General features: G+C 46.5%; 19 protein-coding genes and 6 pseudogenes. 15 read left to right on the forward strand and 10 right to left on the reverse strand.

Annotation, left to right across the window (positions count from 1 at the left end):
• Nucleotides 1–109 precede the first annotated feature (109 nt).
• The 5 genes from CWM53_RS15445 (at nt 110) to CWM53_RS15465 (ending at nt 2,695) form a co-directional block, all read left to right on the forward strand.
• Nucleotides 110–556 (forward strand): antirestriction protein, encoded by a 447-nt coding sequence (locus CWM53_RS15445; protein WP_040173599.1) that lies wholly within the window; start codon nt 110–112, stop codon nt 554–556.
• Between the two features lie 9 nt (nt 557–565).
• Nucleotides 566–1,042: a RadC family protein gene (radC, locus tag CWM53_RS15450; protein WP_019725273.1), complete on the forward strand. Its 477-nt coding sequence runs from the start codon at nt 566–568 to the stop codon at nt 1,040–1,042.
• A 13-nt stretch (nt 1,043–1,055) separates the two neighbouring features.
• Nucleotides 1,056–1,382, forward strand: coding sequence for a type IV toxin-antitoxin system YeeU family antitoxin (locus CWM53_RS15455; protein ID WP_019725272.1), 327 nt, complete (start codon nt 1,056–1,058; stop codon nt 1,380–1,382).
• A 23-nt stretch (nt 1,383–1,405) separates the two neighbouring features.
• Entirely contained in the window at nt 1,406–1,747 is a 342-nt protein-coding gene (locus tag CWM53_RS15460) for a TA system toxin CbtA family protein (RefSeq protein WP_025987721.1), read from the forward strand.
• Nucleotides 1,748–1,861: 114 nt separating this feature from the next.
• Nucleotides 1,862–2,695 carry a DUF4942 domain-containing protein gene (locus CWM53_RS15465; RefSeq protein ID WP_040173641.1) on the forward strand — a complete coding sequence of 278 codons (834 nt, stop codon included), beginning with the start codon at nt 1,862–1,864 and terminating at the stop codon, nt 2,693–2,695.
• Nucleotides 2,696–2,700: 5 nt separating this feature from the next.
• On the opposite strand, the pseudogene CWM53_RS15470 reads toward CWM53_RS15465, so the two are convergent.
• The 3 genes and pseudogenes from CWM53_RS15470 to CWM53_RS15480 form a co-directional block, all read right to left on the reverse strand.
• Nucleotides 2,701–2,985: pseudogene (locus CWM53_RS15470) on the reverse strand (helix-turn-helix domain-containing protein); the annotation flags it as partial.
• A gap of 78 nt (nt 2,986–3,063) precedes the next feature.
• Nucleotides 3,064–3,957: a hypothetical protein gene (locus CWM53_RS15475; protein WP_040173596.1), complete on the reverse strand. Its 894-nt coding sequence runs from the start codon at nt 3,955–3,957 to the stop codon at nt 3,064–3,066.
• A 155-nt stretch (nt 3,958–4,112) separates the two neighbouring features.
• Nucleotides 4,113–4,695, reverse strand: a pseudogene (locus tag CWM53_RS15480) (tyrosine-type recombinase/integrase).
• 196 nt (nt 4,696–4,891) lie between these two features.
• Here CWM53_RS15480 and CWM53_RS15485 point away from each other — a divergent pair.
• The 4 genes from CWM53_RS15485 (at nt 4,892) to CWM53_RS15500 (ending at nt 7,632) form a co-directional block, all read left to right on the forward strand.
• Nucleotides 4,892–5,584, forward strand: coding sequence for an HNH endonuclease signature motif containing protein (locus tag CWM53_RS15485; RefSeq protein WP_040173594.1), 693 nt, complete (start codon nt 4,892–4,894; stop codon nt 5,582–5,584).
• A complete protein-coding gene (locus CWM53_RS31990; RefSeq protein WP_040173592.1) occupies nt 5,581–6,225 on the forward strand; it encodes a hypothetical protein in 645 nt (214 codons plus the stop codon). The genes CWM53_RS15485 and CWM53_RS31990 overlap by 4 nt, the downstream gene beginning before the upstream one ends.
• A complete protein-coding gene (locus tag CWM53_RS15495) occupies nt 6,189–6,524 on the forward strand; it encodes a hypothetical protein (RefSeq protein ID WP_227521715.1) in 336 nt (111 codons plus the stop codon). The genes CWM53_RS31990 and CWM53_RS15495 overlap by 37 nt, the downstream gene beginning before the upstream one ends.
• A gap of 190 nt (nt 6,525–6,714) precedes the next feature.
• The gene (locus tag CWM53_RS15500; protein WP_040173588.1) at nt 6,715–7,632 is read left to right on the forward strand and encodes a hypothetical protein; all 918 of its coding nucleotides are present in this window, start codon (nt 6,715–6,717) and stop codon (nt 7,630–7,632) included.
• Nucleotides 7,633–7,902: 270 nt separating this feature from the next.
• Here CWM53_RS15500 and CWM53_RS15505 read toward each other — a convergent pair whose 3' ends face one another.
• The gene (locus CWM53_RS15505; RefSeq protein WP_100730150.1) at nt 7,903–8,406 is read right to left on the reverse strand and encodes a hypothetical protein; all 504 of its coding nucleotides are present in this window, start codon (nt 8,404–8,406) and stop codon (nt 7,903–7,905) included.
• Nucleotides 8,407–9,056: 650 nt separating this feature from the next.
• On the opposite strand from CWM53_RS15505, the pseudogene CWM53_RS15510 reads away from it, so the two are divergent.
• Nucleotides 9,057–9,167: pseudogene (locus CWM53_RS15510) on the forward strand (DUF4102 domain-containing protein); the annotation flags it as partial.
• A gap of 313 nt (nt 9,168–9,480) precedes the next feature.
• Here CWM53_RS15510 and CWM53_RS15520 read toward each other — a convergent pair.
• The 3 genes and pseudogenes from CWM53_RS15520 to CWM53_RS15530 all read right to left on the reverse strand — a co-directional run bounded on the left by CWM53_RS15520 (nt 9,481) and on the right by CWM53_RS15530 (nt 10,985).
• A pseudogene (locus tag CWM53_RS15520) lies at nt 9,481–9,959 on the reverse strand (Hcp family type VI secretion system effector).
• 2 nt (nt 9,960–9,961) lie between these two features.
• Nucleotides 9,962–10,309 (reverse strand): hypothetical protein, encoded by a 348-nt coding sequence (locus tag CWM53_RS15525; protein ID WP_074387215.1) that lies wholly within the window; start codon nt 10,307–10,309, stop codon nt 9,962–9,964.
• A gap of 1 nt (nt 10,310) precedes the next feature.
• The gene (locus CWM53_RS15530; RefSeq protein ID WP_074387214.1) at nt 10,311–10,985 is read right to left on the reverse strand and encodes a hypothetical protein; all 675 of its coding nucleotides are present in this window, start codon (nt 10,983–10,985) and stop codon (nt 10,311–10,313) included.
• A gap of 361 nt (nt 10,986–11,346) precedes the next feature.
• Between CWM53_RS15530 and CWM53_RS15540 the strand changes: the two genes are divergently transcribed.
• The 3 genes and pseudogenes from CWM53_RS15540 to CWM53_RS31685 form a co-directional block, all read left to right on the forward strand.
• The gene (locus CWM53_RS15540) at nt 11,347–11,721 is read left to right on the forward strand and encodes a DUF2778 domain-containing protein (RefSeq protein WP_074387213.1); all 375 of its coding nucleotides are present in this window, start codon (nt 11,347–11,349) and stop codon (nt 11,719–11,721) included.
• Nucleotides 11,696–11,962, forward strand: coding sequence for a hypothetical protein (locus CWM53_RS31995; protein ID WP_074387212.1), 267 nt, complete (start codon nt 11,696–11,698; stop codon nt 11,960–11,962). Before CWM53_RS15540 ends, CWM53_RS31995 begins: the two co-directional genes overlap by 26 nt.
• A 1-nt stretch (nt 11,963) precedes the next feature.
• Nucleotides 11,964–12,041: pseudogene (locus CWM53_RS31685) on the forward strand (type VI secretion system tube protein Hcp); the annotation flags it as partial.
• A 43-nt stretch (nt 12,042–12,084) separates the two neighbouring features.
• Here the strand turns inward: CWM53_RS31685 and CWM53_RS15550 are convergent.
• From CWM53_RS15550 to CWM53_RS15560, 3 genes are all read right to left on the reverse strand, one after another.
• Nucleotides 12,085–12,954, reverse strand: a complete 870-nt coding sequence (locus CWM53_RS15550) for a phosphorothioated DNA-binding restriction endonuclease (RefSeq protein ID WP_074387211.1) — start codon at nt 12,952–12,954, stop codon at nt 12,085–12,087.
• 243 nt (nt 12,955–13,197) lie between these two features.
• Nucleotides 13,198–14,877 (reverse strand): glycoside hydrolase family 43 protein, encoded by a 1,680-nt coding sequence (locus tag CWM53_RS15555; RefSeq protein WP_023323558.1) that lies wholly within the window; start codon nt 14,875–14,877, stop codon nt 13,198–13,200.
• Between the two features lie 58 nt (nt 14,878–14,935).
• Nucleotides 14,936–16,375 carry an MFS transporter gene (locus CWM53_RS15560; protein ID WP_020802330.1) on the reverse strand — a complete coding sequence of 480 codons (1,440 nt, stop codon included), beginning with the start codon at nt 16,373–16,375 and terminating at the stop codon, nt 14,936–14,938.
• A 426-nt stretch (nt 16,376–16,801) separates the two neighbouring features.
• On the opposite strand from CWM53_RS15560, the gene xylA reads away from it, so the two are divergent.
• Both xylA and CWM53_RS15570 read left to right on the forward strand, forming a co-directional pair.
• Nucleotides 16,802–18,121, forward strand: a complete 1,320-nt coding sequence (gene xylA / locus CWM53_RS15565) for a xylose isomerase (RefSeq protein WP_100730151.1) — start codon at nt 16,802–16,804, stop codon at nt 18,119–18,121.
• Between the two features lie 269 nt (nt 18,122–18,390).
• Nucleotides 18,391–18,576, forward strand: a pseudogene (locus CWM53_RS15570) (carbohydrate porin); the annotation flags it as partial.

The raw sequence follows: 18,576 nt of genomic DNA on the forward strand, positions 1-18,576 counted from the left end.
CAAGAGTAGGCAGAAATGACTTCTCACCGCGTCTTAACCCCCTGATTTAACAACTCATCATCACGCCAGCCCTGACCGGCTGGCTTTTTTATTTTCGGAGTGATTAATCATGAATACTGCAATCACTGACGTCACCTTATCGTCAGACACTATTTTCGCCACGCCTGTCGCAGATGAACAGCGCCCCGGTTTCTGGTCGCAGCATTTTGCCGCTATTCCACAGTGGATATTACTGGAGCCACGCATCTTCGCCTGGATGGACCGTTTCTGCGCGAATTACAGCGAAGGTATCTGGAATTTTTACACGCTCAGCAACGGCGGGGCCTTTATGGTGCCGGACACTGACCGCGATGCGCAATGGCAACTCTTTAACAGCATGAATTGCAATGATGCGCAAATGAGTGCAGAGGCCGCCGGAATTACCGTCTGCCTTATCGAGTACAGTCATCACGCCTGCCGTACCGGGTGCGATGCCATGACAGCGCACTTTTATCGTCTGCGTGAGTATGCTCTGCACCATCAGGAATGCTCCGCCATCATGCGCATTATTGACTGAGGAATAGGTATGACTTTCAACTTATCACTACCGCAGGAACTACCGCTGACAACCCGGCGTACTGTTCAGCGTGCTCTGGCGCTGCTTGAACACCATCTGCGCGAACCAGGCGCATCATTCACGTCCACAACGGTTGTCCGGGATTGGCTGCGTCTGAAAATGACCGGGCTGGAGCGCGAAATGTTTCTTGTGCTGTATCTTAACCAGCAAAATCAGCTAATTACTCACGAAACCCTGTTTACCGGCACTATCAACAGCACGGAAGTGCATCCCCGCGAAGTGGTGAAATCAGCCCTTCGCCATAATGCAGCCGCCGTGCTTTTTGCCCACAACCATCCCTCCGGTGAAGCTGAGCCCAGCCAGGCCGACAGACAGATTACCGCCAGACTGGTAAAGGCGCTGTCGCTGGTAGAAATCCGGGTGCTGGATCACTGCATAGTCGGAGGCATGACAGTGGTTTCATTTGCCGAACGTGGCTGGTTATGAAGGAGAGCAAAAGATGCCACTGACTGATGCCATACAGTGGGGATTAAAGCGAAGTTTCACACCGAATTTTGGGGCAAGGCTGGTACAGGAAGGCAACCGACTGCACTACCTGGCTGACCGGGCCAATATCACCGGTAAATTTGGTGACGCCGAATGTCTGAAGCTGGAAGAAGCATTCCCGCATTTTATCCGCCAGATGGAACTGATGCTGAGCACTGGCGAACTTAATCCCCGTCATGCGCACAGCGTCACTCTCTACCACAACGCTTTCACCTGTGAAGCCGATACTCTCGGTAGTTGTGGTTACGTCTACATCGTTATTTATCCCACTCAACGTTAAACCTTTTTCACACGCGAGAAAAAATGAAAACCTTACCTGCAACAATTCAGCGGGCGGCTAAGCCGTGCCCGTCTCCCGTGACGGTCTGGCAGATGCTGCTTACCCGTCTGCTGGAGCAACATTATGGCCTTACCCTGAATGACACGCCGTTCAGCGATGAAACCGTTATTCAGGAACATATCAACGCAGGCATCACACTGGTTGATGCCGTTAATTTTCTGGTGGAAAAGTACGAACTGGTACGTATCGATCGCAGAGGGTTTAACTGTCAGGAACAGTCACCTTATCTGGGCGCAGTGGATATTTTGCGGGCGCGGCAGGCAACCGGCCTGTTACGGCAAAGACATCTTCCTTCGATACGCTGAATCTTGCGAGCCGTCTTCCCGATTTACATCACCAATCTTTTTTCCTTATTAACTCATTGCATAATGCGCCTGCCATTCCCGGCGGGCGTGTTTGCTTTTTACGGACAAAATACCATGCAAACAGAAGCTGAAATTTTAACCGATCATAATGAGCTGATTTGCTCCACCAGTATTGAACGCATCGTCACAGGACGTAATGCTGCGTTGAAACAGATTGAGGCGCTGATTTGTCAGCTAGATGACGTTTCCCGACTCACTTCAGAAATTGGCGGCGACATAGCGAGTCATTGGGCGATGCGGCAGGGCCATGCTTTCGACTGCTGGCTGGTGCAACCTGTAGATAAAGCGATGCCTGTCATCACCCGCAATATCGACCGCAGCATCTGGCGCGATCTGATGCTGAAGTCCGGGATGTTAACGTTGATGGATGCTGAAGCCCGCAGTCAGTGGGCGAAGAACCTGGAGGAGGGCGATCTTCCGGCCATCAGTGAAGCCAATATCCTGAGTACCTTTGAGCAGTTGCACCATAACAAGCAGGACGTTTTTGAGCGCGGGATAATTAATTTATTCAAGGGATTGAGCTGGGACTACAAAACCAATAATCCTTGTTACTTCGGCAAGAAGATTATCGTCAACAATCTGGTGAAGCATGACAGATGGGGCTACAGCTTGAACTGGGGCTGGCGACGCGATCAGCTCGCCGATCTGGAGAGGATGCTGTACCTACTTGACGGGAAGACCATTCCCGATAACCGGCATGATATCTCTATCCGGTTTATGGACTTTGTGCGCGACAACCCGCATCAGCAGGTCTTCGAGGATGAGCTGTTCACCATTCGCTACTTTCAGAAGGGCAGCGGGCATATCACGTTTAATCGTCTGGATCTGGTGGAGAAGATGAATGACATTGTGGCGAAGTACTATCCAGGGATGTTGCCTGCCAAATGATAGATAATCGTTGAGGGCGCTCTTGATGATTTGGCGGCAATGTCCTTGATACTGAGTTTTGCTACCAGCCCTCTGGATATCTCTTCTCTTTCATCAAGCGAAAGCGCTAATCGGTGCCGTTTTCGCACGGAAGGACGGTAGCCGCCTGTCTGGTGGATAGTGGGCATAATGGAAGAATGATATCTGTTGAACATTCTGGCGATATCATGCAGAGAATCACCTTGCTTATATCTGTCCCAGATAATTGCTTTCTGCTCTGGCGTGTAGTTAATCCGAGTTCTTCGTTTCATGGCAACGTCCCCCTTGATTAAGGATAGCGTTGTATCGACCCATTGAACTCACAGCGAGAAGCGGACATAATGACGATGTCAATATATTTTCCCTTGTTTGTTATGGTTCATATGTTTCCAAATTTCTTCGAAAACATCCCCATCTATATAACCCATGTAACCGATTGAAAATTTTTCAAACTCTGCTCTGAGCGATTCCTTACTTTTCAAAGAAACATCCAGTAATTCTCGTGCTTTCTTGAGATAATCACGTTTATCTTTTGGACTCATTTTTTTCCAATCTTTACCCATAATCTCAATTGCTTCAGTGATTAAGGCTTCTCTTCTGATCCTTAAGGCTTTCCCTCTATGATTTTTTTGCATGGCTTCATGAAAAGCTCGATGAAACATATAATCAGAATTGTAAGTGTAAAGTTTTGTTGAATCCAAAAGGTTAGCGGAACGTGTTAAATCTCCTGTTAAAAATAAGTTTTCATAGAAAGTAAGTGCTGAATGTTCAATATCACAAGCGGGAATTTCTTCTAGAGGTGCTATGCAAAAATAAACTGGTGCGAATTCTTTAATTGTGTGATTTTTATAGATAAAGTGATAACCATGACAGGTTCCAATAAACGTGATAAGTTGATTGCCCATAAGTTTATTAATTATTCTGAGATTATAAGCAAGATCATTCCAGGGAATAATACTTTTATCTGGCAACTCCATTGACCGTGAATTACCATGAGCTTCAATGTGAATAATTGGTTGAAAGCTAACATTTAATTCAGGATTGAACATCTCCCTTATCTCTTGCAATACTTCTCGAAATGTATTTTCATCTTGAACCTTAAGCAAAGAAATTCCACTTCCAAACCCTTTGTCGCTTAGATTTTCATGAAGGTGCCTTGCTGTTTGATAATCATTTTCAGGCAGGCAATCGAGGATGATCAGCTTGTTAAAATTTAGGTTTTTATGAAATGTAGTATGCTCCATTTTCTTTTCCACCAATAAAATTGATTACATAAATTTTAAATTTAATGCCTGCTAAATATATTGAAACAGTAGTAATATTGAAATTATAACACTTTTGACTACTTTTATAAAAGATCCGCTTCTGGCACAGGGCTGTTGTTGCAGCCCTGACAACTTTAGACTTCAATCGATTCAGAGATCTCTAACGCATCATCTACTTCAATACCCAGATAACGGGCTGCGCTTTCCTGTTTCTTATGGACCAACAGAAGTTGGATCACCCGAAGATTCTTGGTTTTCTTGTAGATCAGGTAAGGGTTTGTTCTTCTCGTGGAATGTGTGCTGTAAAGCGAGTCTTCGAGGCCAAGCTTTTCTACCCACCCATGAAAGATTCGGTTGTGTTGTCGGGTTGATATGTGCTGATTAGTTCAGACTCGAGACCGGAACAATTTGAAAACCAGAACCTCGCTTAGGGTTGTGTCCATATTACGCGGGTAGGATCAAATTGCACAGGGCTACCAGTTTTTTGTTGCATATAGTAGCTCTGCTTGAAACAGAGCTACTATATGCAACATCAGATACTTTGAGTTTGACCAGATCACAGCCTCGTAGCTTACTGTCCAGGACCATATTGAATAGAGTTAAATCGCGCGTTTTACCTTCTAGCTCAAGCCGGATTCGGATCCCCCAGATATGAGATATCTGAAGTAGTCTTTTTTGGCCGAGGGTAAGGTCTTTGTTCCACGGTGACGTGTTCATACTCAAATCTCCCACATTGCAGGAGATTTGAGTATGGTTATCCCTTATGAGCGAAGAGCAGAAGTTCGATATTGTTATCAAAATGGAATAGCGCATGATGAAAAACTCAGTGCAATTTGAGGCTGGTCAGCTGTATACTATTTCGACTGTAGTGCGGTAGGTTTTCATTCGTACAATCAAGTGCTTGGAATCTAATATGGCTATTCGGAAAAGTATCCCAAACGAAACCAAATTGCGGCTGTTTTCGGCGTCGGCAGGTCATTGTCAGAAACCTGACTGTCTTAAGCCGCTTTTCCCAGCAGAGATAGGCGGTGATAAGCATATTGCTGAAATGGCACATGTCATTCCTCATGGTGATACTGGGCCCCGCCACGAAGAGAGACCTGCTGAGGAGTTTGAAGCAGACTCATTTGAAAACCTCATACTGCTATGTCCGACTTGCCACACCATTATCGATAAAGCGCCTGAGTCATTTCCAAGAAGCATGATTTTAGAGTGGAAGAACAACCATCTTGCAGCCTTAGCGCACAAGCAAGGTAATGTTCGTTATGAAGATAGAAGACAAGCGAGAGAGGCTGTCGTAGCAGCTATGGATGAAAGTAAGGCTATATGGAAAGAGTTCGCTCCTGTGGAAGGGGCAAGGTCTGACTTCAATCCTGAGTCTGAAACGGCCCAAATATGGTCGCAAAGGATGAAAAGTGTCATTTTACCTAATCACTTCCGCATTCAGGCGATCATAAGTACGAATTTATGCCATCTGACAGCTGAAGAGCGGGAAACCTTTGCACAATACAAAGAACATGTTCGCGGGCTTACTGAGCGCCATGTTTGTGGTGTTTCTGGAAGGGCCATTCGTTACCCTCAAGATATGGATAGGATATTTGCATGAACTGGCAAGTTAAATATGCACTTGAAAATATAAATAACCACTTTAAAAGAACAGGTTATGCAGAACATGTTGCTGACGATGCTATCAGAATTTCTATCCGCGACAGACCTGACACATTAGTTATTATTTCCGCATCATATGAGATCACTCTTGAGATAGCTAAGCAGTATCATGAAAAATTCCCTGATTTGGATTTCCTCTGTGGTTACAGGAAAGAGTGTGTGTGGACAGGTGAGGCTATCAACTACTTAAGTAACGCAAAAGTAGGATGGGGTAATGCAGGTACCTTATATTCTGCCCTTTCAGACAATAATGTTAATATTGCTTCTCACAAAGATTATTTTTTCTCATATCGGCTTATAACTCAAATGGGAGTTGTAAAAAGCATAGAGCGGGAATTTGATCGCGTATTTAATATTCATTTAGCCAATGGTCGCAAGCTGAGGGTGGGAATGCTACTTGAATACGAGCCTACAGCTGATGCCGTGCGCTCATTTTGGGAAAAGTTTGGTCCGGTTGATGTCATTTGGAATATTAATCCTAACGGGGATCCTACTAATAATGCCGTTGTAGCAGGGCGTGAACTTGGTTGCGGAGTCATGAAATGGTCAGAATTCAAGGAATTAATTCTTCGTCGTTGATGTCGGTAAACGATGTGGCACGCCACCTTTTAAATACGTGCAAGACATTGAAGTTTTTTGATTGTTTTATGTTTGGTTCGTCGCTTTTTGGGGTTGGCACTGATTACGATATTTTGGTTATAGGCCCTGCAGGGGAAGCATTAATCCAACTCAAAGCAGAGCTGAAGATTGCAGGAGCTGAATTGCCGCTGGATATTTTATACATGCTTCCAAAAGAGGCGGAAGAAACCGATTTTGTTGTAAAGCAAAAATGTGTATCTCTTAGCCATTTAGTGACTCTGGATTCACTGGTTGTGTAACTTTAAGAATCCCCGTTTTGTTTGCAGAATTTTGAAATACAAACTTCCACTTTTGGCACAGAGCGGACCGCCTGAAGCGCCTTGAGGTCCGCTGTGAGCGAGGAGCGGAAGTTAGAACCTCCGATGCTATAGCACAGTATTCTTAATTATGTAAAAATATTCTACCATTCAAATAAAGTAAGTGAAAACAATGGAATTTAAACTTGATCTAAAATCTAATGCTTTAGATAGTTTTAATGAAGCCATCAAAAAATTCCAGCAAGGAGAAAATGGAGATTATAAAGCTTTCAAGTTTGCTATACTACATTTGTCTCATTGTTTTGAGTTGACTCTAAAAATGTATATTCAAACATTAGACGAAAACTTGATTTTTTCAAAATGCTACAGAGCCGTAATAGAGCGTGCCAAAAGTGACAAAGTCAATCTTATTGAAGCTTTTTATAAGATGGAGGCTGAAGAATTTGACTTTGAAGAACTTATTAAAGGACATAAAAATCCTCATACTATTACTTTGGATCAAGCAATATCGATAGCTACATATGAAAAGTGTAGTATAACCTCAGTGGACTTAGTTGATAAAGAGTTACTAGATGATATCGCTTGGATGAAAGATCTTAGAAATTCAATTGAGCATTACGAATTCTCGTTTACTATTAAATATGTTCGTCTGGCAATGGGGCGTTTGGTCAGAGGGTTAGCTGAGTTTTCTGATATATTTGGTTTATACGATCTAGATAAAGAAATCTCTAAGGAAATATCTAATTCCTATAATATACTTTCTGACGAATATGAGCATAATATTCATGAAGGTTATCTTGATGTAGCTGATGCTAGAAAAGCAGCATTTCTTGGTGTTAGACCAAAGTTTTTTGAGCTAGTTAATTGGAAAGAATATATCTGCGATTACTGTGGTCATGAGACAATGATTCAAAATAACGATTCTACTTCAGGATATCGTTGTACGTATTGCGGGGCTGAAGACTCTGGCTCAATTGAAGTCACATGTGATGTTTGTGGTTCTGAATGGCCTGAAGAGGAAATGAGTTCTTGGCTTGGGGAGGGGACTCACACTTGCCCTGATTGTAGAGATATTAGCAACAAACCATGACTAAGATTAATCCTTTATTAAAAATGCATACTTGTCCGCCTCTCATCTTTTATAATGTATAGTGCTTCCGGCATTATAGCGTGAAAGGTGGAAGGATATTGCCAACCGAATTGGTAAGCCTAATTTATGATATTATTGCTAATATGGAGGAATAGATTTCTGTCCATCCTCTTACATGGAGTATATACTGTAAACATTACATCCTTTGAATAAACAGGATGGGAGGCGTCCATCCTGTTTATGATTTCCATCATAAAGATTAAAAATTTCTTATTCTTCTGAAGTAAGCATCTTCTCCTGATGAGAGTGATACTTATATGCATAATTAAAGAGGGTCAGATCTAGTTCAAAAGTTTCTCGCATACCATCCATCGTAACGGACGTATTCAGTAATCCACGACGGGCCAGAGATTCTACACCCGGTTCAGGATCATCAAGCCTATTCATTTGTCCCCATGTCATAACAGAACCACCATGCGTCACAAAGTGCATTACTACTTCTTTTTCTCTTCCAGTCAGAGAATTATAAAGTGTTGCCAGTCGTTTTTCTGCAACTGCCTCACCATTGCGGGTAATAATTCGCAGATATAATCCCCCCGCAATAATCTTTACAACCGGAAAAATAATAACAAAAGAAAACAGCGTCAGTACATAATCGCGAAGAATAAGATAACAGATAACTCCTGCGATTCCGGAGAAAAATATTGCGATGTTAATGCTGAAGTGTTTCTCCGAATATACACGATCAAACATTTTTTCAAGAAATTCTGTCACGGTTTCATTCCTTGTTAACACTTAAGATGCTAGAGTGGGTATGAATATACCGCAATAGTGCGGGGGATTTCATTAATGTCCCATCAAAATCTGGCTTGAACTGGTTATTGAGTCGCTCATCATTATAAATTTTAGCTGTAAATACTACCACAGTAAATAGCAGCATTCTCAGGAGTTGTGGCGAACGCAAAAAAACTCTCCCCAACAACCCGCTTATAAAGATGCTTTTATACTTCTCACGTCCACAGAGCTGCCTGTCAGATTAGGTTTAGATCTGTGCCATAGCTTTTTCAGGTAAAATCTGAGCTAATACAACTCAGTCATATTTTTCCGGGTTCGATACCGAAGAACAATGAATTTTCGTGTTGGTATCTGTGTTGGTATGAAATGAAAGTGTTTTTTATTATGTGTTATAAATCATGAGGTTAACTTTTATGTGCGAGTCCGGCCTTCGCACCAAAAGACACAATCAAGTCGCTTAAGGGCACTTTTTTTGTGCCTGAAATTTAGTGCTTACCTGTCATTCCTGCGCCCGCGATACTGGCTCTCTCAAGGTCAACCCACTTCAATGCACATCTACCAACAGATATAGGTATAAATGATGGTATTCCAAGTTCGATAACGCTGTTACCAGTAGGGAGGGGATAAGCATGGCGTTACAAGATATCGAAGTCGGAACAGCTATGCCAGCGGACAAACAATATAAGCTGACCGATGGCAACGGTATGCATCTTTTCGTTCACCCTAATGGCTCTAAATATGGACTGACCCCACGCCCGTAGCCACTTGTAAACGATACGATACGTCGATGGTATACCGTGGCGAAAGCTTACAAGCGGAAATTAGAGCGATTTATTCCAGCCTGGAGCAGCGGAAGTTATAGGGGTTTATCGCAATGCAGGTATCGAATGGGCTGAATTAATTCAGTTATACTCAAGGAGGTATAGGCTTAAGATACTATGCCTCCAAACCATGCGGTTGCATTTGGATGGCTTGTTTGGCGAGGGTGGTTTAAATCATCAGTTAAACTTAGAAAAGGCCACTTTTTTGAATGGCCTTTAGTCTAAGGGGAGTTTATGCTGTTGCCCGATGATTCCAGGAATCTTTGTAAATGATATTCCCATCGCAATGTTTCCAGGTGATGGCCTCATACCTTAACTGAATCGTTTCGCTATGTGTGCCTGTACCAGAATCAGGAAATAAGTTGGGGGTAATTCCAGTTACTTTTACATTCTCTAATATAATATTAAAATATTCGCTTTCAACACCTGCATCAAGGATCTGATACATCTTTATGGTTGCGACTTTAATGTTTGGTTCTCACTCAGCGCTTTGTATAAAAGGGGCGTTGTTTTATCAAAATCTTTCTGTACCGTAATAGGCGTATGTACTCTGGTTCCTGTTAATCTCCCGGTGTTTCCATCCACAGGAATGGATAGGTGGTGCGTTACCGCTTTTAATTCAATAGCGCCAATACGCCCTGTAACGAGAGAACTACCCGTTATAGGGGAGCCGTTTGTATCGGTTAGCCAAAGATATGCTGGATTTGACATGATTATTCCTTATCTCTATTTATAAATGAAGGTAAACAAAACATTATAATGACCCATAAAAACAGACCAATAATCTTAACCGGCCACGGGTCAAATAAGGCTATGCAAACAATAGCGCCAATAATTAATAGCGGGCCTGATAGTAAATTAAAAATACCGCTTAACACACCTATCTTTGTTCCCAGTAATCTACTCAATGCAATGGCGATGATATAAGCGCTGCCGATTGTAATCGTCACTGCGATTATTTTATCCTGCCAGTTATTAAACTCAGTTAGGCCAATAAAGCATGCAGTAATAATATAGGTGCAGAGAACTATATCGACGAGTGGCGTGATAATTTTTTTCATATCACCCTGCCTTAGCATTCGTATTTAAATGATCTTCCACTCTTTTCATAATCTTGTCGAACACGGGGTTGCCCTCAGTGTACCCTGCATGGATGGCATCCACAAAAGGTTGTACCGCATCGGCAAATAAGAAATAAAGAAGATCATAATCGCGGGGTCTTAACAACGAGTATACCTCGGGCGCTTCATTCCTGAGTTTATCAGACGTTCTGATGGAACGCTCTGCCATTCCACCAAACAAGAGGATAGTACTTAAAAAGGCTATTGGATTCCCTTTCCCCTTAAATACTACATAAGTAAATGACGTTTTTTCTATAACGGCTTTAGCGATGTTCGATGCGATAATATTCGTAGAGATTCTACCCACGATAGAGGTAACTACACTTCTGTATATTCTATCTTGTTCTGATTCGGATAGATATTTATTAAATAACTGAAAGATTAATTTAACTGCATTAACGATATTCTCATAGTTAAGAATGTCATGTCTTATCGCGGTCATCATACGGATTCTTTCTGTTTCACGTTCATATCTTGTATCCGTATCAAAGATACCGTAAATCAGATAACCATAATCTAAAGGAACAGATAACCCACCATTGATAAGCCCTGTAACTGTATCAGGAGAGATAATGATGTTATATAACTTCCGCGCTATCCCTTCTATGTCTGCCATATAGCTATCCTATGTTTAAATAAATGACTGAGGATTTACATCATTTTTGCAAGAAATAAGCGATGTTAATTTACAAGAGAATAATCAGCTTGATAAGTGTTACTACAATCTAATTGTTACAAATTGTCTTGCGTGAGATGTATTAATTCAATAAATAATAAGGCGCATATAAGTATTCGATAAGTGATTGGATACGCAAAAAATTTGGATGTTAAAATTATTGGTTTATATGTATTTGCTCTGACTTGTTCATGGCAGAAACAGGTCATGACTCATGAACAGGCGGTTTATGTGACACATCGACAGCATCATGTTGTGCCGTCGATATCCTTCACGAGCAAACATTGACGGATTCACCAGAGTGATATCCGCTTCCGGCCTGAGAGCGGGGGCTATAGCCAAGTGTTTGAAAATAAATAAAAGCAGAGCTAACACCAATCGTTTCATTACGTCCTGCCGCGAACTACGGTGGGGGAATGATTGGTTTGCGTTATGGCGTGACGACCGCGGAATTGACGATGAGACGTGGGTAGAGGGTGTGAAACATGGTAACTTCCGTTTGCATCCGGGTACGGTTTCCGAGGGTTGTATTACTATCGCCCATAATTCTGATTTTGCCATGATCCGGAATGCGCTTATGAATACATCGTTAGTACAGGTTCCCTGCATGCGTTCCCTGATGGCTCACGGTTGGGTGGAGGTTGTTGCCAGTGGCTCTAATAACGCTTGCCCGTAAAATAAGTAAGATCATTTATTTTATATTGCTGTTTTTGGTTCTGGGACGTGCACTTCCAAGGCCGGAAATCTATCTCGATTATGATATCGCAAGGGATATTTGCCACTTCTTGTTCGGGAGTGTGAACGCCGATACGATGTATGACACTTTCTTTTATATATCGCTGATAATAGTAATATTCCTTTCATCTGTACTCTATATTATTACATTGCAGTTAATTTCAACGATAAGGAGCAAATGAGATGCCAATTCCTCCGTATATGTGGCTTAAAGACGATGGTGGCGCAGACACGAAAGGATCTGTTGATGTTCAGGAGCGATAAGACAGCGTCGAAACCCGCTTATCACCATCCCCATACCCCCTCATCCCCTGAACACCTCCCGCCGGTGCCACGCCACAAACCCTTCCTGCGGATGGCATTCTTTCCCCTGCGGCAAAGTAATCGGCTTACCATCAAAATCCCAGAACAGCCTGCCAACGATGCCTCCGCCGTTCACCGCTGGCGAAACCTGGATGCGCATATCCTCATCCAGACCAATGGATCCTTTATCAAAGGCCTTATGGTGAATCGCGCAGAGCGCCAGGCCGTTAGGGATTTCGCAGGGGCCGCCGTGCTGCTTCCATTTGATATGGGCCGCCTCCAGGGCGACGGAGGTATTATCATGGCGCATATTGAAGCCGCAGATCGCGCACTCATAGTTATAGGCGCGCAGCACCTGCTGGCGAAAATGCGGGTCGCGCTCTTTGCGGATCTGCTGCAGATCAAACCCCATCTCTTCTGCCAGTTCTTCCTGAATACTCTCCGGGAAGTGCGCCTCGAGGATCTGATGGGCGAGGGTATTGATCAGCTTCTTATTTCTGTTGAGTAGCGCAAAATGCGGCTCATCAAAGCCGCCGGCGACGTGGCAGAGCTCCAGCTCTTTGCCGGGCGGCTGTCGGCTGCCCTGGGTTGAACACTGCTCGCTGTTGTGCAGCTCCCAGAAGCCGTCGCCTTTCAGGCGCCAGAAGGGCATGTCCGGCCGGTACTGGCGACGCTGCGGGCCAAAGCGTTCCAGCAGGCTATGCAGCTCATCGCGTATCTCCGAGGCGTAGTCGAACATCCGCGCATGGCCGCGCTGGTACTGCGAGAGGACGTACAGCAGCAGCAGTGGCTTATGCGGCGCACGCTGTTCGCCTTTGCGCCAGATGGTGATGTTCTCAATCGCGTGTTGTAGGGTCGTGCTGGAGGGCATAGCGTTACATTGGCAGCCAAATAAATGCGATGATGCTCGCAAAATCCTTGCCGATCAACCCACCAGATGCGGCGATTCCAGGTGGATCGCTTTTTAAGTATTACGACGGATCTTGCTGTGGGAGTGGAGACCGCGTTCGCCTCCTGCGGCGCAAGCCTGAAAAAATCGGGAGCGCATAACCGTTGCGTTCCCGCACACCACAAAACCCACGCTACCTCACCGGTAGCGTGGGCCCGCTCTCTCTTACTTATCCCGCGTCTCGCCAGCCTCCCAGCTGTAGCTCCCATCGGCCGCTAACCTATCTCCCAGCTCCTGATACTCGAACTGATAAAACTCAGCCTGGGTGCCGTACCCGGCGTAGTCTACCGTCGCCAGGCCGACGAACGCCCCGGTAAAGAACCCGCCGTAGCTCTGCAATACATAGTCATCGGACAGTACCGCGGCATCCAGCTGGACCGGGATCTCGGTGAAGGTCACGCCATCGAAGCTGTATTCATAGCTGTAGGTCTGCTTGCGGACCTTAGTCCGGAACCAGACGTATTCGACGCCGTCTGGCACCTTGATGGCGTTATCTTTCAGGTACGACGTGTATTTCCCGCGGTTATTTTCGCCGACTTCGATGACCTTGCCGTTAATTTCATTCCAGGTCAGGAAGACAAAGCTCCAGTGGCGGTCGTTATAGTAATTCGTTAACCCGGCCATCTGCTGGTAGCTGAAGGGCTCGAATTTTACTTTCACTGCGGCGTCAAAATAGAAAGCCTGCCAGCGGCGGGCAATCAGCGACAGGTCATGCGTATTGGCTAACGAACCCTGGCCGATTAAGGTTAATTTGCCGTCGCCGGTGGTGCCCATTTTGGCCGTAAACGGCACCCGCAGGGTATTCCAGTTCGGGTCGAGCGCTGGCGAGGTAAAGTCATCCTGCTGGCTATTATCGCTGGCGCTTTCGGTGAAGATGGCGTCTTTCGGCCCTTCGACGAAGGTTTTCCCGCCGTGACCGCCTTCAATACGCGGCCAGCCCTCGTCGTCCCAGTACACTTTCTGGATCGAGGTTTCCCGGCCGAGGGTTGACCAGCCGCGCGGGTCGTAGATGGATTCCCCCGGGCGATTCCACGGCCGGGCGCAGAGCGAGGCGTAATACCATTCGCCTTCCGGAGTGGAGACCAGCGCGCCATGGCCCTGTTTCTGGATGTAGCTGTCCGGCGTGTCGACGTTGGTTAAGAACACGTCGCCCGGCTCGGTTTCGAAGCTGTCGGCCTCGAGGGTTTTCGACCGCGCCACCACCTCCTGGTGGGTAAACACGGTGCCACCCTGGGCGGCAAACAGATAGTAGTAGCCGTTCAGTTTATAGAGGTGCGGTCCCTCGACCAGCGCCACGGCGGTGCCGCGGTAAATGGTGCGCGCGGTTTCCGGCATTAACTTCAGCGTGTTGGTATCCAGCTCCGTTAAGGTAATGCCATCGAAGGGATGATGGTACTCCCGGTGATCCCAGGTTTGCTGGACGATATATTTCCGGCCATCGTCGTCATGGAACAGCGAGGCGTCAAACCCGACGCCGTTCAGCTTGATCGGGTCGCTCCACGGGCCCCGAATATCCTTCGCGGTAGTCAGGTAGTTGGTCATGTCTTTAAAGGCGCCTTCGGTGACCTTCACATCGGTATACACCAACCAGAATTGCCCATCGGCCCAGGAGAGCGCCGGCGCCCAAATGCCGCCGGAGGAGGGGTTGCCCTTCATGTCCAGCAGGGTGGTGGTGGAGAGCGGCGAAGGCAGCAGGTTCCAGTTTTTCAGGTCCTTCGACTCATGTAAACGCACGCCCGGGAACCACTCAAACGTCGAGTTAGCAATATAATACGTATCCTCGACGCGAATAATACTGGGGTCGGCATTAAAGCCGCGTAATATCGGGTTTTGAATAAGTGACATTTCATTACACCTTTTAAAATGGAAAGTGACGAATCGGTCTGATTTATAATTTTTTTAACTACACGCGGATCTCATCCAGCTGACGGTTAATGTCGGTAACATGTTTATCGGAGATCGGATAAACCTGCATGATCACCATCGAAATAGCGGCCAGCGCGATTGGGATCCACACCGCGGTCATAATGATCCCATCGATGGCGCTGGCGCTCTGCACGGCGCCGCTTTCATTAAATCCATACACCGCCAGCAGCCACAGCGGGATCGCGCCGCCGATGGTGAAGCCGATCTTGAAGAAGAGTCCCATAATGGCATTGATAATGGCGGCATTGCGTTTGCCCGATTTTAATTCGCCGTACGCGATAACTTCCGGTACCAGCGCCCACATAAAGCCGGTGGCGGAGGTTAAGCCCCACTGTTTAATAAAGGTGGCGATATAGGCCAGCCACAGGGCGTCGTGCATCCCTTCGCGGGACCAGACGTAGGTCAGCAGTTCGCCGACGATGAACATGGCGAGGAACAGATGGAAGAAGCCTTTTTTACCAAAGATTTTTTTCAGTTTCGGCCAGAACACCGGGAAGGCGATACCGGGAATAGACGCGACGAGACCCACGGCGCCCATCCATTCGGAATGGCCGACGACGAACTGGTTGAAGAAGCCGTTAACGGTGTTCATGAAGAACATGAAGGTAAAGGCCAGCATAAAGAACATGCCGAGGATCACCAGCGGGCGGTTATGTCTGAGCTCGTGGAAAAGGTCGGTGGTTTTGACGTTGGCGGTCTGCTCGGCGGTCGCGACAACGCGTTCTTTGGTGAATTTATAACAGATAAACAGAGCCACCGCGCCGATGATCATATAGATGGCGTACACGCCAAACCAGGCGTAGTTCGCCGACGGATCGGTATAGTTGCCCAGATTCAGCTCAAGGCCAAAAAAGCCGGTGTCTTTCAGGCTGCGATCTTTCGGCGCCGCCATCTGCACAAACATCGGGAACAGGGTATAGACCAGCAGGTTGGCGCTGTTGGCCAGCATCATGCGGGTACTGGTCAGTTTATCGATCGATTCCGGGTCGCGGGTCAGCGACGCATTCAGCGAGCCATAGGGAATATTGACTAAGGAATAAACTAAGTCCAGCGCCAGATAAATAATAAAGGCGAAAGCCACCGAACCTTTAACGCCAGGGATCGGCGCGAACAGTAATGCCGACAGGATCACCAGTGGAACGCCGGCTCGTAACAGCCACGGACGATATTTCCCCGCCTTCGAGGTTCTTTTATCCACGTAGGTTCCGACCATCGGATCCCAAAACACATTAATGATGCGGACAAAAAGAAAAATAAAGCCTGCCGTTGCCGTGCTGATGGTATTTACCGTCAGCATATGCAAAGCCAGAAAACCCCCAATTGTGCCGAAAACCAGGTTTTGCGCAAAGTCACCCATGCCATAACCAATTCGTTCTCCGCGGGTTAATTTATGATATTCATCATGCCGACTGTGCATTATGTTTTTACTCATTCTAAGCAGACTCCGGTTTGTTTTGTGTAGGTGAAACACTTTCTGACACAGTTGACCTGGAAGAATCTATTACGTTTTTAAATTACGTAATTATGTTTTTTTACTTCTGTGATCCTCGAAGCAAAGGCCTGTATCGCCTGCGTTGAATCGTTATCCGCCGCTAATTTTCGGGCAGGCAGGCATTGTGACAAAACCGGCATTTTAATTTGGCATGGATACCTGAGTTCCCCAGGAAGTGTACGCTATACGCGCGCGAAGCGAGATATTTAAAATAGTTTTATTTGCGAGATGGCTCACATTTGAGCATTTTCTCAATCGCCGAGTGAAATAACGTAATTGAGCAACCGACGATGAGAATACACGATGTGTCACAGTTGTTAATTTTCCTGTTTCTCAATTTCGGAGTTCATCATGCAAACCTATTTCGACCAGGTTGATCGCGTTCGCTTTGCCGGACCCAAAACCGATAATCCGCTGGCGTTTCGCCACTATAATCCGGATGAAATCGTGCTGGGAAAACGCATGGCAGAACATCTGCGTTTTGCCGCCTGTTATTGGCATAACTTCTGCTGGAATGGCGCGGATATGTTTGGCGCCGGCTCGTTTGAGCGTCCCTGGCAGGCCGCGGGCGATGCGCTGGAAATGGCCAAACGCAAAGCGGACGTGGCGTTTGAATTTTTCTACAAGCTCAACGTGCCGTATTACTGCTTCCACGATGTCGACGTCTCGCCAGAAGGCGCGTCGCTGAAAGAATATCTGCACAATTTCGCCCTCATGACCGAGGTGCTGGCGGAGAAACAGCAGCAAACCGGCGTGAAACTACTGTGGGGCACCGCCAACTGCTTTACCCACCCGCGTTACGGCGCCGGGGCGGCGACCAACCCCGATCCGGAGGTGTTTGCCTGGGCGGCCACGCAGGTGGTGACCGCCATGAACGCCACTCACCAGCTCGGCGGCGAAAACTATGTGCTGTGGGGCGGCCGCGAAGGTTACGAGTCGCTGCTGAATACCGACCTGCGCCAGGAGCGCGAGCAGATTGGCCGCTTCCTGCAGATGGTGGTGGAGCATAAGCATAAGATTGGCTTTGGCGGCACGCTGCTTATCGAGCCGAAACCGCAGGAGCCCACCAAGCATCAGTACGATTACGATGTCGCGACGGTGTATGGCTTCCTGAAGCAGTTTGGTCTTGAAAATGAGATCAAGGTGAACATTGAAGCCAACCACGCCACCCTGGCGGGGCACTCTTTCCATCATGAAATCGCCAGCGCCATCGCGCTGGGGATCTTTGGCTCTGTTGATGCCAACCGCGGCGATGCGCAGCTTGGCTGGGATACGGACCAGTTCCCGAACAGCGTGGAAGAAAATACCCTGGTGATGTACGAGATCCTCAAAGCCGGGGGATTCACTACCGGCGGCCTGAACTTTGACGCCAAAGTCCGTCGGCAGAGCACCGACAAATACGACATGTTCTATGGCCATATTGGCGCCATGGACGTGATGGCGCTGTCCCTCAAGCTGGCCGCGCGCATGATTGAGGATGGCAAGCTCGAGCAGGGGCTGGCAAAACGCTATGCCGGCTGGCAGGGCGAGCTGGGGCAGAAAATTATGACCGGGCAGATGTCGCTGGATAATATTGCCCGATACGCTGAGCAGCATAATCTGAATCCGCAGCATCAGAGCGGGCGTCAGGAATTACTCGAAAATCTCGTCAATATCTATATCTTTGGTTAAATTTTGCTGACATGCCCCTGCGGGGGCATGTATTACGCCGTCTGCCTGCAGCCGAAAAATAGCGTTTATTTGTTCGTGCTGTGTTTTTTGTCAGTGGCGAAAGACCGTCTGTCTAATACCAACGAAGGAGGGAAAGTAGCGATAATTGTGTAACGCCTCTGTGACCGTACAAAATAAAAAATAACTTGTTCTGATGATAGCGACATATTCTGTCAGCTCAGAATAGGCTGGTTATTGTCTGAATAAAATTAACCTATATTGAGAAACTCATGACAATGATAAAAAAGCTTCCATTAACCATGGCGGTTATCGCCGCGTTTTTTCCGCTTACCTCTGTAATGGCACAAGAATTTACTCAGGAACAGATCGACGCCATCGTTGCCAAAGCCGTTGATAAAGCGCTGGCCGACCGCCAGGCGAAAATCGACGCCGCGGCCAACAAAAAGGTCGACGTG

It is taken from the genome of Klebsiella sp. A-Nf5 (assembly GCF_002810545.1).
Lineage (GTDB): Bacteria > Pseudomonadota > Gammaproteobacteria > Enterobacterales > Enterobacteriaceae > Klebsiella > Klebsiella variicola.

Excerpts from the sequence above, each read along its gene's own strand:
- CWM53_RS15445 (WP_040173599.1), top strand. The coding sequence starts at position 110 with ATGAATACTGCAATCACTGACGTCACCTTATCGTCAGACACTATTTTC.
- radC (WP_019725273.1), top strand. The coding sequence starts at position 566 with ATGACTTTCAACTTATCACTACCGCAGGAACTACCGCTGACAACCCGG.
- CWM53_RS15455 (WP_019725272.1), top strand. The coding sequence starts at position 1,056 with ATGCCACTGACTGATGCCATACAGTGGGGATTAAAGCGAAGTTTCACA.
- CWM53_RS15460 (WP_025987721.1), top strand. The coding sequence starts at position 1,406 with ATGAAAACCTTACCTGCAACAATTCAGCGGGCGGCTAAGCCGTGCCCG.
- CWM53_RS15465 (WP_040173641.1), top strand. The coding sequence starts at position 1,862 with ATGCAAACAGAAGCTGAAATTTTAACCGATCATAATGAGCTGATTTGC.
- CWM53_RS15475 (WP_040173596.1), bottom strand. The coding sequence starts at position 3,957 with ATGGAGCATACTACATTTCATAAAAACCTAAATTTTAACAAGCTGATC.
- CWM53_RS15485 (WP_040173594.1), top strand. The coding sequence starts at position 4,892 with ATGGCTATTCGGAAAAGTATCCCAAACGAAACCAAATTGCGGCTGTTT.
- CWM53_RS31990 (WP_040173592.1), top strand. The coding sequence starts at position 5,581 with ATGAACTGGCAAGTTAAATATGCACTTGAAAATATAAATAACCACTTT.
- CWM53_RS15495 (WP_227521715.1), top strand. The coding sequence starts at position 6,189 with ATGGTCAGAATTCAAGGAATTAATTCTTCGTCGTTGATGTCGGTAAAC.
- CWM53_RS15500 (WP_040173588.1), top strand. The coding sequence starts at position 6,715 with ATGGAATTTAAACTTGATCTAAAATCTAATGCTTTAGATAGTTTTAAT.
- CWM53_RS15525 (WP_074387215.1), bottom strand. The coding sequence starts at position 10,309 with ATGAAAAAAATTATCACGCCACTCGTCGATATAGTTCTCTGCACCTAT.
- CWM53_RS15530 (WP_074387214.1), bottom strand. The coding sequence starts at position 10,985 with ATGGCAGACATAGAAGGGATAGCGCGGAAGTTATATAACATCATTATC.
- CWM53_RS15550 (WP_074387211.1), bottom strand. The coding sequence starts at position 12,954 with ATGCCCTCCAGCACGACCCTACAACACGCGATTGAGAACATCACCATC.
- CWM53_RS15555 (WP_023323558.1), bottom strand. The coding sequence starts at position 14,877 with ATGTCACTTATTCAAAACCCGATATTACGCGGCTTTAATGCCGACCCC.
- CWM53_RS15560 (WP_020802330.1), bottom strand. The coding sequence starts at position 16,375 with ATGCACAGTCGGCATGATGAATATCATAAATTAACCCGCGGAGAACGA.
- xylA (WP_100730151.1), top strand. The coding sequence starts at position 16,802 with ATGCAAACCTATTTCGACCAGGTTGATCGCGTTCGCTTTGCCGGACCC.